Raw genomic sequence first — 15,565 nt, forward strand, 5'->3', positions numbered from 1 at the left:
ATGCCGCAGGGCAAAGTCACCACCGTGCCGCAGGACGGGCTCACCACCCGGCAGCGCCGCCGCCAGGCCGTGCTCGCCGTCCACACCGGAGCGGGCAAGGGCAAGTCGACCGCCGCGTTCGGGATGGCGCTGCGGGCCTGGAGCGCGGGCTGGCCGATCGGCGTGTTCCAGTTCGTGAAGTCGGAGAAGTGGAAGGTCGGCGAGGAGACCGCGCTCAAGACGCTGGGCCGGTCCGGGGGAGCGCCGGTGACCTGGCACAAGATGGGTGAGGGCTGGTCCTGGATCCAGCGGCCGGGCACCGAACGCGATCACGCCGCCGAGGCCGCCGAGGGCTGGGCGCAGATCAAACGCGATCTGGCCGCCGAGACGTACAAATTCCTGGTGCTCGACGAATTCACGTACCCGATGAAGTGGGGCTGGGTCTCCGTGGACGACGTCGTCGCCACGCTCGCCGGACGGCCCGGCACGCAGCACGTCGTGATCACCGGCCGGGACGCGGCGCCGGGGCTGCTCGAGGCCGCCGACCTGGTCACCGAGATGACGAAGGTGAAGCACCCGATGGACGCCGGCCGCAAGGGACAGCAGGGCATCGAATGGTGACCGTGCCGCGCGTCGTGATCGCCGCACCCGCCTCCGGACACGGCAAGACCACCGTGGCGACCGGCCTGCTCGCGGCCTTCGCGAAGCGGGGGGTGCCGGTCGCGCCGTTCAAGGTCGGCCCCGACTACATCGACCCCGGCTACCACGCGCTGGCCGCCGGGCGCCCCGGCCGCAACCTCGACCCGGTGCTGGTCGGCGAGGAGCTGATCGCGCCGCTGTTCGCGCACGGGTCGGCCGGCGCCGAGATCGCGATCATCGAGGGCGTGATGGGCCTGTACGACGGCCGCACCGGCGCCGGTGAGACGGGTTCGACGGCGCAGGTCGCGCGCCTGCTGGAGGCCCCGGTGATCCTGGTGGTGGACGCCGCCGCCCAGGGCCGGTCGATCGCCGCGCTGGTGCACGGGTTCCGCAGCTTCGGCAACGTGCGGATGGCCGGCGTGATCCTCAACCGGGTCGGCTCGGACCGGCACGAGGCGATCCTGCGCGAGGCGTGCGAGGAGGTCGGCACCCCGGTGCTGGGCGCGTTGCGCCGGGCCGACGCGGTCGCCGCCCCGTCGCGGCACCTCGGTCTGGTGCCCGCCGCCGAACGCGCCGCCGAGGCCCAGGAATCGGTGAACGCGCTGGCCGCGCTGGTCGCCGCGTCGGTCGATCTCGATGAGGTGGCGGCGATCGCCCGGTCCGCGGCGCCGCTCTACGCGGACGCGTGGGATCCGGCGGCCGCGTCGCCGGTGGCGGGCCGTCCGGTGGTCGCGCTCGCCGGTGGTCCCGCTTTCTCCTTCTCGTACGCCGAGACCCCTGAGCTCCTGTCCGGCGCGGGCGCCGAGGTCGTGATCGTCGACCCGCTGCGCGACGAGGCCCTGCCGGCCGGCACGCGGGCCTTGGTGGTGGGTGGCGGTTTCCCCGAGGTGTACGCCTCGGAGCTGTCCGCCAACGAGTCACTGCGCAAGTCGGTGTCGTCGCTGGGCGCGTCCGGGGGCCCGATCGTCGCCGAGTGCGCGGGCCTGCTGTGGCTGTGCCGTTCGCTGGACGACGCCCCGATGTGCGGCATCCTGGACGCCGAGGCCGCGATGACCCCGACGTTGACGCTGGGTTACCGCGACGCGGTGGCGCTCAGTGACAGCCCGTTGGCGCCGGCGGGCACGCGGGTGACCGGCCACGAGTTTCACCGCACGACCGTCCATCCACGATCGGGTGTCCTGTTGTCGCCCGCCGGGGGTGCCGCGTGGGCGTGGCGGGGAGCCGACCCGGAGGGCTTCGCGACGCCGTCGCTGCACGCGTCCTACCTGCATCTGCACTGGGCGGGGCACCGGGGTTTCGCGGAGCGGCTGGTAGCGGCCGCGGCCGGTTGACCGGGGGGCCCGGTCATCGCCGCCGCCGGGATGGGGGAGGATCGTCCGGTGAGCCCTGTGAGCCGTGGACGGAAGAAAGCGAAATCCCGCCAATCCGGTCAACGCGTCCTGCGTGCGGTGACGACGCCGCCCGACGAGTGCGACTGCCCGGCGTGTTCCGGCATGCCGCTGGACGCGGAGGAGTTCCTCGACGATCTGCTGGACAGCGCCGCCGACCTGGTCGCCCTCGAGGACCCGCTGGACGTGGAACTCTTCGGGGCGACCGTGATCGCCGCGGGTGAGCTGGCCGGCGAGGCGTCGTTCCGCGAGGAGCTGACCGGCGGCATCATTCCGGCGCTGGCGGCGGCGGCCACCCCGGAGTCACTGGCCCTGCTGCTGGCGATCGACGCGGTCCACCCCGGTCAGGGCGCCTCGGACGCCGCACGTTCGCTGACCGGCGCGGGGGTCACCGCGCCGGCATGGCAGGCCGCGATGGCGCGCCCGATGCGGCTCACGGTGAGCCGGCGCTACGGCGACCTGGACGGCGAAGCGTCGATGCTGCTGTGCGTCTTCGAGCGGTCCGGCCACTCGCACGGCTTCATCGTGCATGTCGACCACACCGACTGTGACGCGGCCGCGGACATCATCACGTTCCCGGGTGAGCTGCTGGACGAGGTCACCGGCATGATCCAGGACGACGCCCGCCGGTCCGGGGTGACCCTGTCCGCCGACGACCTCGACCCCGGCGAATTCCGGTGGCAGGTCGAGCGTGCTCTCGACGCCCGCGCCGTCCACGATCGGGAAGGCCCGCCCGAGCTGGACGCCGGCGACGAGGACGGCCCCGGCTATCCCACGCTGGCGGTGGTGCTGCGCGCCCGGATGGCGATCCTCCCGGAACCGCCGCGGCCACCAGCCCCGCACGGCGATGGCCGGCCGGTTGCCACCGCACCGATCCCGATGCCGTCGCAGCGCCGGTCGTCGACGACCTTGCCGGCCAAGCGTAGGAAGTCCGGCGGGCCGGCCCCGATCTACCAGATCAAGGTCGGTCTGCGCGGGGCGAAACCCCCGATCTGGCGGCGGCTGGAGGTGCCCGGCGACATCGGGCTCGCCGATCTGCACCTCGTCATCCAGGTGGCTTTCGGCTGGAACGGCGGCCACCTGCACGTCTTCGAAACCCCGTACGGGAGCTTCGGGGTTGCCGACCCGGAGCTGGAACACCTCGCCGAAGCGCCGGTGACGCTGGAGCAGGTCGCCCCCGCCGCCGGCGACCGGATCCAGTATCTCTACGACTTCGGCGACGACTGGGACCACGACATCCGGGTGGAGAAGCTGCTCGACCGGCAGGCCGTGGCGTATCCGCGCTGCACCGGGGGCCGGCGTGCCGCCCCGCCGGACGACTGCGGCGGCATCTGGGCGTACACCGAGATCCTGGAGATCCTGGCCGACCCGGACCATCCCGACCACGACGAACGGCTGGAATGGCTCGACCTGGAATCCGCAGACGAGTTCCGGCCTGACGAGTTCGACGCCGCCGCCGTGACCCGGCTGCTCACCGCAATGCGCTGACCGGCGGCTATTCGAGAAGGCTCCGGATGTCGGCGGCGGTCAGCTCGGCGGAGGCGAAGTCGCCGCCGTCGAGCACGCTGCCGAACAGCTCCGCCTTCCGCGCCTGCAGGGCCATCACCTTTTCCTCGATGGTGTCCTTGGCGACGAACCGGTAGACCATGACCTTGCGGGTCTGCCCGATGCGGTGGACCCGGTCCACGGCCTGCGCCTCCGTCGCGGGATTCCACCACGGATCCAGCAGCACGCAGTAGTCGGCCTCGGTGAGGTTCAGCCCGAACCCGCCGGACTTGAGGCTGACCAGGAAGACCGGGGCGCCGCCGGCCTTGAAGCCGTCGATGACCTGGGCGCGGTTCCTGGTCTTGCCGTCCAGATAGGCGCACTCGATACCGGTGCTCTCCAGCCGCTGCCGGGCTGCCGACAGGAACCGGGTGAACTGGCTGAACACCAGGATCCGGTGGCCTTCGGCGACCACGTCGGTGACCCGCTCGACCAGGGCGTCCAGTTTGGTCGAGGCGACACCCTCGTGCTCCGGGTCGATCAGGGCGACGTCGAGGCTGGCCTGGCGCAGCAGCGTCAGCGACCGGAAGATCTCGAACCGGTTCCGCTGGAGGTCGCCGAGCAGGCCGAGCACCTTCTGCCGTTCCCGCTGCAGATACGTCTGGTAGATCCGGCGGTGCTTCGGGTTGAGCGGCAGTTCGACGATCTGTTCCTGCTTGGCCGGCAGCTCCCGGGCCACCTCGGTCTTACGGCGGCGCAGCATCAGCGGCCGGATCCGGCGGCGCAACTGAGCGAGCCGCTCCTTGTCGCGTTCCCGCTCGATCGGCTTGCGGTAGTAGTCGGTGAAGCGGTCGAGCCGCGGCAGCAGACCGGGCGCGGTGATGGACAGCAACGCCCAGAGCTCGGACAGGTTGTTCTCCATCGGCGTACCGGTGATGGCCAGCTTGAACGCGACGGGCAACTGCTTCGCGCACCGATAGTTCTGCGACTGGACGTTCTTGGCGAACTGCGCCTCGTCCAGGATCAGCCCGGCCCACGGCAGCGCCGCGTACGCGTCGTACTCGAGCCGGAACAGCGTGTACGAGGTCACCACCACCTGCGCGCCGCCGACCACGCTCGCCAGCGACTCGGGGCGCCGGGCCGCCGTCTGAACGACCGTGCGGACGGCGAGCTCCGGAGCGAAACGCGCGGCCTCGTGGGCCCAGTTGGCGACCACGCTGGCCGGCGCCACCACCAGGAAAGGCTCGCCGGCGCGGGCGTGGCACATCAGCGCGAGGGTCTGGATCGTCTTGCCCAGCCCCATGTCGTCGGCCAGCACACCGCCGAGACGGTGCTGATAGAGCGTCGCCAGCCACCGGAAACCGTGCAGCTGATAGGACCGCAACGTGGCGGCCAGCCCGCTCGGCGGATCGTCCGTGCTGGTCGCACCCAGCGCACGAACGGATTCCTGCCACGCCGCGGCCTGCCCGGCCACCTCCCCGACCTCGGACAGATCCCCCCACACGCCGGCCTGGAAGCGGCCCACCCGCAGCACTCCGGGTGGCGCGTCCTGCAGTTCGCGGGATTCGGCGATCAGCTCGTGCAGCTTGCGGAACTCGGGCTGGTCGAGCTTGAAGTACCGGCCACTCGGCAAGATCATGAACTCCTGGCCGGCCGCCAGCGCGATGAACAAACCCTCGAACGCGACCGCCTCACCACCGACGGACACGCGTACGGCCAGGTCGAACCAGTCCGGATGGGCGCCGGGAGTCGCCTCGTCCTCGCTCGCGAACGAGACGACCGGGGCGGCCGGCTCCTCGACGTATCCGGGGACGCCGTCCTCGGTCCGGACCAGCACGTCCAGGCCGTCCGCCTCGTCGAGCGCCGGGAACACCTCACGCACCACCCGCAGCATGGCGTCGCCGCCGAGCACCACGCTCGCCAGCAGCCTGCGCCCATCGGGAAAAGTCTCGATCATCCCGTACGCCGGTGCGGCCACCAGCTCCGTCGCCCGGCGCAGCAAGGCGGCCCGGTCGTCGTCGTGGCCCGCGTGCAGCGGCTCGCGCAGTGTCTCCGCACCGATGCGCGTGACCCACTCCCAGGTCAGCGACATCCGGTTGTCGCGCAGGAACCGGGCGGTCAGCGTCAGGGTCGCCGGCGCGAGGCCCGGCAGCGCGGCCGCCTCGTCGAGCGACACGACCTCGCCCCGGCGCGCGAGGCCCGGATAATACGTGCGCAGGAACCGTGACTCGTCCGCCTCCGGAACCACGATGGCCGGCGCCGACAGCGCCTCCATCGTCGCCACGCTGATCGGCCGTGCCGTCGGCGCGAGCCGCAAACCGGCCTCGTCCGCCCACCAGGCGACGCCGTGCGCCGGACGTCCCAGCGCGATGGACGTGGCCGGGTCGATCACCTCGTCGCCGTGGGCGAGCACCGGACGCAGCCGCAGACCGGCGTCGACCCGGTCGACGCGTACCGAGAAACGCACCGGCTGGGTGAGCACCGTGACCGGGCTCGCGGTCTTGCCGGCCCGCACCATCGGGAGGCCGGTGTCGCGCGCCTCGGCCAGCACGTCCCACACCCGCCGGCTGCCGAACTGATCGAGGTAGAGGACGCGCAGGTCCGCTCCGTAGTAGGTGTAGCCGTGCGTGTGGTCGGCGTCGGCCAGCGAGTACAGCTCGGTCAGCAGACCCACGTGACGCTCCGCGCGGCGCGACGACGGCCGGTACACATACTGCAGCGAGCCCCACGTCACCCCGGTGCGGACCCAGCCCCGCTTACCCGGCACGACCGGACGCAGCCCGATCCGCGGGGCGCCGCCGTCCTCCGCGGACTCGACGTCGAACTGCAGCGCCAGATCCGCTGCGACGGGCGCCTCGTCCGGAGCGTCGACCAGTGCCTCCAGCGAGGACTCCCACGACGCGGACCGGGGCGAGTGGCCGGCCAACGCGGTCAGCACCAGGGCGGTGGGATGCGCGCAGCGAGGCGAGTGACGGCACGAGCACACGCCGTGCACGCTTTTCACCGCCCCGTCGGCCCCGACCACGACCGACGCCGTCACCCGTGCGGATGACCCGCCGGACCGCACCGCCGCATACCCGATCCGGGCGGGCGCGCTCCACTGGATGTCGGTCAGTTCCTGACGCGCCACCGCGGCCCGGGCCTGCCGAAACGTCCCGTCGCCGACGGCCGCGCGGATGGCCGCCTCGTCCTCGGTCAGATCCACCCGGCACCCCCGTGACTTCGTGAGCGCCCAAAGGTACCCGGCGCCCCGAGTGGTACAGGCATGGACCACCCGCCGCGGTGACGGCGCTACGGTCAGCCATTGCCCCCATGACGGAGGTAGGCGCTGTGGTGATCCGTTCGCCGCCGGGCGTCCCGCTATGTGGACACCGCGGTCACATCATGGATTTTTGTGAACCTTGGAGAGTTGCGCCCACATACGAGCCATAACTCTCCAAGGTTCACATTCGGCCGGAAAAATGTGCCGGGCGAAAGCCTCGTTACGTGACAAAGGTATTCTCTACAATGGACGCTGGTCTCACACGCGGGCGGTGGGTCCATGATGCGGGCGCGGGTCTCAGCAGGCGGTCGCCCGTCTCACGGAATGGAAGCACCGCGCGGCTGCGCGCCGAGCCCGCCTGTCTGACGGCTCAGCCCATCCTGGAAATTTCGGGAAATGTCGGATATGCGAGAGGAGGCTGGCGGCGGCTGGCGGACGGACGGCGATCAGATTGCTGATCGCCTACGGGCACTGATTCGCTGTGGCCACCGACTCGGCTTAGGGCTTACTCGCCTAGGGGACGCGTGCGACGGCGGCGTACCCGGAGATGTCCTCGAAGCTCGGCCGTGGCTGCGGCTCGTCCTCGGCCCGCCACTCGGCGACCGAGACGATGCCCGGCGTCACGAGCTCGAGCCCGTCGAAGAACCGCGCGAACTCGGCCCGGCTGCGCGGCCGCGACTTCGGGTTGCCGCGGGCGTTGGCGGCCTCCAGCGCGGCGACCGTCGCCGGCGGGAGCGGGTCGTAGGTGGCTTGCGCCACCGCCAGGTAACTGCCCGGCGGCAGCGCTTCGACCAGCTCGCCCACGACCGCGTACGGGTCGTCCTCGTCCAGGATGAAATGCATGACCGCCACCAGCATCAACGCCACCGGCTGCTCGAAGTCCAGCGTCTGCCGCAGTTCTGGGTCACCGAGGATTTTCGCCGGCTCGCGCAGGTCGGCGTCGACGTAGGTGGTGGCGCCCTCCGGCGTACTGGTGAGCAGTGCCCGCGCGTGCACCAGCACCATCGGATCGTTGTCGACGTACGCGATGCGCGACCCCGGGGCGATGGCCTGCGCGACCTGGTGCGTGTTGTTCGCGGTGGGCAGGCCGGTGCCGACGTCCAGGAACTGGCGGATGCTGGCCTCTTCGGCCAGGAACCGCACCGCGCGCCGCAGGAAGCTCCGGTTTTCCCGCACCGCGAGCCGAATGGTGGGGAAGGCCGCCGCGACCGCGTCCCCCGACTCGCGGTCGGCGGCGAAGTTGTCCTTGCCGCCGAGCCAGTAGTCGTAGCGACGGGCGGCGTGCGCCACCGTGGTATCCAGCCGCGACGCGATCGACTCCTGCTCGGTTCCAGGCACCGCAGACCTCCATCCACCGCCCCCACGCCGACCCGACCGGCCAGGCGGGCGACGATGATCGGCACCATCGTAGCGGCGCCCCACCCACCACAGAACAGACGTGGATCACAGTCGCCTCGGCCGCGACCATGCCAGTCGCCCCGGTTGCCAGACACCCGTCGCCGACCCGTCCAGGAGCGGGTTCAGGAACGGCCGTCGCCATCTCCGGACAGCTCGGGCAGCCAGCGAAGCAGACCGATCCCGTCGCCGCGCCGCAATCCGTTTGCCGCGGCGTGGGGTGCGATCGCCGAGGAGATCGATCCGGGATCGTCGAAGCCGGGCCGCAGGGCATCGGCGATCACTTGGGCGATCGCACCCAGATCCGCTCGATCCGCCAGCAGATCCGCCGCGATCCTGCTCGGCCGGGTGACGGGGAGGCCCCGCAAGGTGACGATGTCGTGGTCGACAGGGCCTCGATGAAGTCGCACATCGTGTCGCCGCGTCTGCTTCCGGGACGGGAGCGTGAACTCGTGCGCATCCACGGGGAGATGCCCGATCCTGTAGAGCTCCGCCGCGGAACGATGTGACACGACTCCGGTAGCGGTGGTGCGCTCCCAGGCCGGGACCCCTGGCTCGAGTTGCAGCCAGGCGGCACGCAGGTCCACGTGATCAGGCTCGCCGCCGCCGCGTACTCGGTAGACACCGTGCGCGATGCGCTCCAGCGAACCTCGTTCGATCCGGCGCGCCAGCGTCGACCAGGCAAGTCCGGTCGTCTGCGCCTGTGCGCCACAATGCAGGTGCTCCTGCCAGTAGAGGTAGTCACCAGGCGCCTTGGCATTAGTCTAGGCCGATCGGGCGGCCGTTCGTCGATCTCTATTGAGGACAGGAACTGGCCTGATGGGCTCCTAGTGTCGTGTGTGGGCCGCGCCGCCGGCCCGGCGGCGCGAACAGGACAGGCAGGTCATGACGATTCTGATTACGGGTGCGACCGGTGCGGTCGGCCGGCATCTGGCGGCGAGCCTCGTGGAGCGCGGCGAGCGGGTGCGGGCGACGAGCCGTAAACCGGGGGACGCGCGATTAGCCGCGGGGGTCGAGGTGGTGGGCGCGGACCTCGCCGGCCCGTCGTCGATCGGCGCGGAGCTGTTCGACGGCGTGGACCGGATGTTCGTCTTCCCCTTCGCGCACGGCGTCGACGAGGTGGTCACCGCCGCGGTGGCCGCCGGCGTACGCAGGTTCGTGGTGCTGTCGTCGCTCGCCGCGGCCGGCGAGTTTCCCCGGGACATCGGCTCGGCCAGTTACACGCACCATCTGGCGATCGAACGGGCGGTGACATCCCGTACGGGGGAATGGACGGTTTTGCGGCCGGGCACCTTCGCGAACAATCTGCTCTCGTGGGCGTGGACCATCAAGGCCGGAGCGCCGGTCCGGGCACCCTACGTCAACTCCGCCCAGGCGCCCATTCACGAGAAGGACGTCGCGGACGTCGCGGCCGCGGTCCTCACCCGGGACGGCCACGGCGGCCGGACCTATGCGCTGACCGGCCCGCAGTCGCTCACCCGCGTCGAGCAGGTCGCCGCGATCGCCACGGGCATCGGGCGGGACATCCGTCTGCTGGAGATCAGCCCGGACGAGTTCCGTGCCGACGTGTCGCCGTTCATCCCGGAGGACATCATCGCGATGCTGCTCGCCTACTGGTCGGACACGGTCGCCGCGCCCGACGAGGTCCGCCCCGGCGTGCGTGACCTCACCGGACAAAGCGGCCGCACCCTCGAACAGTGGGCGCGCGACCACCGCGCGGACTTCGCCTGAGCCGCTATCGGCAGCGCCAGATGATCGGCAGGAACGGAACGTCGGGGTCGGCGCGGCTGCTCATCGCGGTGCCGGCCACCACGTGCACGTCGTCGCTCACCGCCTTGACCACGTACGCGTCGACCCCGTCATGGACCGACGGCATGTGCCGCGGCAACGCGAACGGCGTCCGCCCCGCCCAGACCTTGGGCAGGTCCTGGCCGAAGTTCGGGACGATGCCGGCCGCCGCCAACTGTGCCACGTTCATCCGGTCGGCGACGATCTGCCAGGTGCCGCTCACCGCATCGAATCGGTACACCCGGTAACTCTGGTCGTCCGGGGACGACGCCAGCACGTACAGCCACCCGAAACTAAACCCGGCGGTTCCCCGTACGCTCGGGCGCCGAGCTGAACAACGTACGCGAGGTACGCCGCATCGGAACTGTCATTCATCACCACTCCCGTCAGATGGTCGATGCTCTGCTCTTTAGACGCGGGACGCTCCGGATGGGTTGTCGGGCGCGTCTGTCGCGAGACCGTCGAGCATGGTTCACACTCACCCCCATGACCCGAGCTGACGGCACGGCTTCGCCGCCGGGCGCCGAGGTCCCCGTACGCCGATGGCCGCTCGGCGGACCCGAGGACGTGGTGGATGTCTTCGTCTACGTGGTGATCCTGAACCTGGCTGTCGAATACGTTCCGTCCGTGATCAGCGAAGGCTTCACCCTCTCGCTGCTCACCGCCGTGCTGCTCAAGCTTGCCCTGGAACTCGTGCTGATCCTGAAACAGCGGATCGTGAGCGGAATGCGCGCCGCCACGACCCGACCGGGCAAGGTGATCGCCGCCGTGACGCTGTGGGTGGTGGCGGCCGGCAGCAAATTCGTCGTCCTGGAACTGGTCGACCTCGTCTTCGGCGACGCGGTGAGCCTGGGCGGCTTCGTGTCGGTCACCCTGCTGATCGTCGCACTGCTCGCGGCCCGCGCCGCGGTCCGCCGCCTGCTGTCCGCCTGAGCAGCACGTCTCAGCGATCCGGAAGGGACGATCGGCGACGTCACCGCCCGCCCTGAGCCGGTCGTAGCCGGCCGAGCAGTTCGCCTAGGCGCTCGACCTCGGCGACAACTGGACGCATCTGTAAAGCGTCGCCGCTGAGTGCATCGAGCAGATCGGGATCGCGCCCGCGGTGCCGATGGCGTACCGCGGATGGGCCGATCTGCCCGACCAGTACGGCCGGCGCTGGCACGACGACGGCGGCGGGACGCGCACGCCGAGACGCCCGGGTGCGGCGCTCGAGGATCTATCGCCGCTCCTACCGGGATGGGGATAGTCGACCTACAGCAGGCCCGCGGGATACCCGCCGATCCAGCGCGGCACGTCTGAGGCGGGACAAATCGTGCCGGCTTTGAGGGCTCGACCACGTAGTCGAACTGAGCCTGCTGGCGCCCATGGTCAACAGGCGCCCGCCGCCCGCGAAGCTCCACAATGTGGGACGCGCGCCCATTACGCGGGACTGCCGACCACATCATGGATACCAAGCCCGCGATGTGAGACGCCGATCCACAGTAGAGCATCGTTCCGACACTTTTACGGTTTTTGTCCGGCCGGTTTCCCGGACGTTTTGTAGACCTTGGCAACTTATGGCTCGCATATGGGCGTAACTCTCCAAGGTCTCCAGTAAGCCCAGAATGTGATCGGGATCGTCCGCATCATGGGATCGATGGACGAGGCGCGTGTCGACCTCGAGACGTGTGCGGCTCGGTGGCGGTGGGTGTGGCCGTGGTGGCATGGCGGCGGTGGCCGTGGGTGCGATGGTGGCCGTGGCATGATGGCGATGGTCTGGGCGGGGTGACGGCTGTTGCGGAGGCGTGAGCAGCACGCTGTCGGGGGGTCGGCTGCGGCCTGGCGAGCTCGACGCTTTGGACTCCCGCGACCCGGGGATGGGCCAGCACGGCGTCCTAGCCGGTCAGCGTCGGCCCGGTGCGGTTGGGGATGGCGACGACGCGGATTCGGGCGCGGCACCTGAACGGTCTCTAGACTGCCGGCGTGCAGATTGATCTCGTGGCGCTGATTGTCGAGGAGTACGACCCGGCGATCGCGTTCTTCACCGAAGCGCTCGGCTTCGAGCTTGTGGAGGACTCACCCGCGTCGACCGGCGGTGGGGAACCCAAGCGGTGGGTGGTCGTTCGGCCGCCGGGGGCGCAGACGGGGATTCTGCTGGCTCGCGCCGACGGGGAACAACAACGCGCTGCCGCCGGCAACCAGACGGCCGGCCGGGTCGGCTTCTTCCTGCGCGTCGACGACTTCGACGCCGCGTACCGGCGGATGGCTGCCGCGGGCGTCATGTTCGTCGGCCCGGCCCGTGCTGAGCCGTACGGCCGGGTCGCGGTTTTTGCCGATATTTCGGGAAATCATTGGGACCTTCTCGGACCAGCGTGATCGGCGGGGCTGGCACTCGTGGTCAGCCGGGCTCGAACGGGCGTGATCAGGCGGGTTCGGACTCCTGGTCAGCCGGGCTCGGACTCGTGTCCGGCGGGGTGCGTGCGCAACAAGCCCTCGTACGCCCGCTCGGCCGTGATGTCGCCGGTGACGACACGGTGGATCGTGCGGGTGATGGGCATGGCAAGGCCGTGCCGGTCGGCCAGGCGCACCGCGGCGTGGACGGTCTTGACGCCCTCGGCGACCTGGCCCATCTCGGCGAGGATGGCGTCCAGGCTGCGCCCGCGGCCGAGTTGCTCGCCGACGTGCCGGTTGCGGCTGTGCGGGCTGATGCACGTCGCCACCAGGTCGCCCATCCCGGCCAGGCCGGCTAGCGTGCGCGGCTCGCCGCCCATCGCGACCGCCAGCGTGGTCAGCTCGGCCAGCCCGCGGGAGATCACCCCGGCCCGGGTGTTGTCGCCGACGCCGAGGCCCTGGGCTATGCCTGTCGCGATCGCCACGACGTTCTTCAGCGCGCCGCCGACCTCGCAGCCGATCACGTCGTGGTTGGTGTAAACGCGCAGCAAGCCCCGGCGGAACACTCGCTGGATCTCGGCCGCCACGGTGAGGTCCTCGGTCGCGATCACGGTGGCCGCCGCCATGCCCGCCATGATCTCCTTGGCGAGGTTGGGGCCGGTGAGCGCGGCGGCGGGATGTCCCGGGAGCACGTCTTTGATGACTTCGGTCATCCGCAGCAGTGAGTCGCGCTCCAGACCCTTGCTGAGGCTCACCACCGGGATCCAGGGGTGCAGGTCCGGCCGTACCCGCTCCAAGGTGGCGCGGAACGCCCCGGTGGGCACGCCGACGACGAGCAGTTCGGCGTGGGCCGCCGCCTCGGAGAGGTCCGCGGTGGCACGAAGCCGATCCGGCAGCGGGAAGCCGTCGAGATAACGCTCGTTGGTGTGCTTGTCATTGATCTCGCCGGCCGCGGCCGGATCGCGCGCCCAGACAAGCGATTCATGGTCCCGGCGGGTCAGGACGGACGCGACGGTGGTACCCCACGAACCCGCGCCCAGTACCGTGATCCGCATGGTTCCCCTTCCCCGGCGCCGAACAGTCAGGCGTGTTGACAATACGGCGGTAGGACACCCGGTGGCTGCCCTCCATCCGCGAGGTTCCGCCGGCCGCCGACGTCGGTGAACGCGGTTTGGCCGGCGACCGGTTGTGGGCCGTGCGCGATGCGGACGGAACGTTCGGCAGCGGCAGGAACAGCCGGGTGGGCGTGACGACGATGTTTCAATAGGGGTCGTGGCCGACCACAGCTCCGCATTCGTCGACGCGGCCGAGCCGTTCCGGCGCGAGTTGACGGCGCACTGCTACCGCATGCTCGGCTCGATCCAGGATGCCGAGGACGTGGTTCAGGAGACCTTCTTGCGGGCCTGGCGGTCGTACGGCGCGTTCGAGGGGCGCTCCTCGGTCCGCACGTGGCTCTACCAGATCGCCACCAACCGGTGCCTTACCGAACTGGCGGGGCAGCGCCGGCGGGTGCTGCCGTCGGGGGTTTTCGATGCCGAGCGCGATCCCGACGCGTACGTGCACGAAGCGGGACCGCAGGTGCGCTGGCTGCAGCCCGCGCCCGATGCGATGGTGCTGGATCCCGCGGACATCGTCGCCGCGCGCGAGGGCCTGCGGCTGGCGGTCGTGGCCAGCTTGCAGTTCCTTCCGCCGAGGCAGCGGGCGGTGCTGCTGCTGCGCGACGTGCTGGCGTTCCCGGCCGCCGAGGTCGCGGGCATGCTCGGCACCACGACGGCGTCGGTCAAGAGTGCGCTGCAGCGGGCTCGGGCACGGTTCGAGGAACTGAATCTGGCCAACGGCCACCTCACCGAACCGGCCGCGCCGCGGGCACGCGCGCTCCTCGACCAGTACATCGCGGCGTTCGAGAAGGCCGACATCGCGGCGCTCGAGCGCCTCCTGGTGGCGGATGCGACTCTGGAGGCGACCCCGTCGCGTACGTGGTTCGCCGGTCGCGATGTCTGCGTGCCGTTCCTCCGCGACCACCTCCTGGGCGAGCCCGGCGACTGGCGCATGCTCGCGACCAGCGCCAACGGGCAGCCCGCCGCGATCGTCTACCGGCACGATCAGCCGTACGGGATCTGCGTGCTGACCGTGACGGACGCGGGCATCCGCCGGATCTCGTCCTTCGGGGATCCCGCACTTCTCTCCTTCTTCGGGCAAGCGATTCCTTTGCCGGTCCCGCCGGGTCTTCCTGGGTAGGCGACTCCGACCACCCGAGCGAAGGAAACCGATTGCCATGCGCGCCCTGCAGCAGACCTCCCTCGACGGCCCGCAAGATCTGCACCTGATCGCCGACGCGCCGATGCCGGCCCCGGGCCCGGGGGAGGTGCTGGTCCGGGTCGGTGCCGCCGGCGTCAACTTCGTCGACATCTCGCAGGCTCGCGGCACGTTCGCGGGCGGTCCGCGGCCGCCGTATCTGGCGGGCATCGAGGGCGCGGGTGAGATCACCGCGGTCGGCGCCGGCGTGTCCGGACTGCGGCCCGGCATGCACGTGATCGGCGCGGGGATGGCCGGCGGTGCCTTCGCCGAGTACATGCTGCTGCCCGCGGCCGCCGCGGTCCCGGTGCCGGCGGGCTGGGCCGATCGGGAGGCGCTGGGCCTGGTGGTGAACTGGCCGACCGCGCTGGCCGCGCTCCGGACCCTGGGCGGCGTCACCGCGGGACAGACCGTGCTGATCCACGCGGCTGCCGGCGCGACCGGGCAGGCCGCGGTGCGGATCGCCAAACACTACGGCGCCACCGTGATCGCCACGGCCTCGCCGGGCAAACACGAGGTCGTCCGGGCACAGGGCGCCGACCATGTCCTCGACTCCCGTGCGGCCGGTGTTGCCGCGGCGGTCCGGCGGCTGACCGGGGGCGCGGGCGCCGACCTGGTCCTGGAGTCGGCGGGCGGCAGCACCCTCGACGCCAGCCTGGGCGCGGCCAAGCGGGTCACCGGCCGGGTTGTCGTCTACGGCCTGGCCGGCGGGGAAGCCAGGATCAGCAACTGGGACCTGGTGTACCGGCATCAGATCCACGTGATCGGCCTGAACATCGGGGTGCTGATCCAGGCCGCGCCGCACCTGTTCGGCGAGCTTGTGGGCGAGATGGCCGGCCTCATCGGGTCCGGGGTGCTGCGCCCGGCCCGGCCCACCGTCTACCCGCTGGCCGACGGGCCCCAGGCGCTCGCCGAGCTGGAAGCCCGGGCCACCGTCGGCAAGCTGGCCCTGCAGCCCTGAAAC

General features: G+C 70.9%; 13 protein-coding genes. 8 read left to right on the forward strand and 5 right to left on the reverse strand.

What is annotated here, in order from left to right; all coding sequences use genetic code 11:
• From cobO to HH310_RS45565, 3 genes are all read left to right on the forward strand, one after another.
• Entirely contained in the window at positions 1–600 is a 600-nt protein-coding gene (gene cobO, locus HH310_RS30250) for a cob(I)yrinic acid a,c-diamide adenosyltransferase (protein ID WP_169179104.1), read from the forward strand.
• Entirely contained in the window at positions 594–1,949 is a 1,356-nt protein-coding gene (locus tag HH310_RS30255; RefSeq protein WP_169179105.1) for a cobyrinate a,c-diamide synthase, read from the forward strand. The genes cobO and HH310_RS30255 overlap by 7 nt, the downstream gene beginning before the upstream one ends.
• A 117-nt stretch (positions 1,950–2,066) precedes the next feature.
• Positions 2,067–3,494, forward strand: coding sequence for a plasmid pRiA4b ORF-3 family protein (locus tag HH310_RS45565; RefSeq protein WP_211192787.1), 1,428 nt, complete (start codon positions 2,067–2,069; stop codon positions 3,492–3,494).
• Between the two features lie 7 nt (positions 3,495–3,501).
• On the opposite strand, the gene HH310_RS30265 is transcribed toward HH310_RS45565, so the two are convergent.
• From HH310_RS30265 to HH310_RS30275, 3 genes are all read right to left on the reverse strand, one after another.
• The gene (locus HH310_RS30265) at positions 3,502–6,696 is read right to left on the reverse strand and encodes a DEAD/DEAH box helicase (RefSeq protein WP_169179107.1); all 3,195 of its coding nucleotides are present in this window, start codon (positions 6,694–6,696) and stop codon (positions 3,502–3,504) included.
• Positions 6,697–7,266: 570 nt separating this feature from the next.
• The gene (locus tag HH310_RS30270) at positions 7,267–8,091 is read right to left on the reverse strand and encodes an SAM-dependent methyltransferase (protein WP_169179108.1); all 825 of its coding nucleotides are present in this window, start codon (positions 8,089–8,091) and stop codon (positions 7,267–7,269) included.
• A 182-nt stretch (positions 8,092–8,273) separates the two neighbouring features.
• Entirely contained in the window at positions 8,274–8,735 is a 462-nt protein-coding gene (locus HH310_RS30275; RefSeq protein WP_169179109.1) for a hypothetical protein, read from the reverse strand.
• Between the two features lie 298 nt (positions 8,736–9,033).
• Here HH310_RS30275 and HH310_RS30280 point away from each other — a divergent pair, with 298 nt between their 5' ends.
• Complete coding sequence (locus HH310_RS30280; protein ID WP_169179110.1) at positions 9,034–9,879, forward strand: NAD(P)H-binding protein; 846 nt, start codon at positions 9,034–9,036, stop codon at positions 9,877–9,879.
• 4 nt (positions 9,880–9,883) lie between these two features.
• Here the strand turns inward: HH310_RS30280 and HH310_RS30285 are convergent, their stop codons facing one another.
• Positions 9,884–10,177, reverse strand: coding sequence for a hypothetical protein (locus HH310_RS30285; RefSeq protein ID WP_169179111.1), 294 nt, complete (start codon positions 10,175–10,177; stop codon positions 9,884–9,886).
• A 245-nt stretch (positions 10,178–10,422) separates the two neighbouring features.
• On the opposite strand from HH310_RS30285, the gene HH310_RS30290 reads away from it, so the two are divergent.
• Positions 10,423–10,869, forward strand: a complete 447-nt coding sequence (locus tag HH310_RS30290) for a hypothetical protein (protein WP_211192788.1) — start codon at positions 10,423–10,425, stop codon at positions 10,867–10,869.
• A 1,029-nt stretch (positions 10,870–11,898) separates the two neighbouring features.
• Positions 11,899–12,291 (forward strand): VOC family protein, encoded by a 393-nt coding sequence (locus HH310_RS30295; protein ID WP_169179112.1) that lies wholly within the window; start codon positions 11,899–11,901, stop codon positions 12,289–12,291.
• 68 nt (positions 12,292–12,359) lie between these two features.
• On the opposite strand, the gene HH310_RS30300 is transcribed toward HH310_RS30295, so the two are convergent.
• Positions 12,360–13,361, reverse strand: a complete 1,002-nt coding sequence (locus tag HH310_RS30300) for an NAD(P)H-dependent glycerol-3-phosphate dehydrogenase (protein ID WP_169179113.1) — start codon at positions 13,359–13,361, stop codon at positions 12,360–12,362.
• Between the two features lie 217 nt (positions 13,362–13,578).
• Between HH310_RS30300 and HH310_RS30305 the strand changes: the two genes are divergently transcribed.
• Positions 13,579–14,544 carry an RNA polymerase subunit sigma-70 gene (locus HH310_RS30305; protein WP_169179114.1) on the forward strand — a complete coding sequence of 322 codons (966 nt, stop codon included), beginning with the start codon at positions 13,579–13,581 and terminating at the stop codon, positions 14,542–14,544.
• Between the two features lie 37 nt (positions 14,545–14,581).
• Positions 14,582–15,562 carry a zinc-binding dehydrogenase gene (locus tag HH310_RS30310; protein ID WP_169179115.1) on the forward strand — a complete coding sequence of 327 codons (981 nt, stop codon included), beginning with the start codon at positions 14,582–14,584 and terminating at the stop codon, positions 15,560–15,562.
• Positions 15,563–15,565 lie beyond the last annotated feature (3 nt).

Origin of the sequence: Actinoplanes sp. TBRC 11911, assembly GCF_012933445.1 — a bacterium.
Classification (GTDB): domain Bacteria; phylum Actinomycetota; class Actinomycetes; order Mycobacteriales; family Micromonosporaceae; genus Actinoplanes.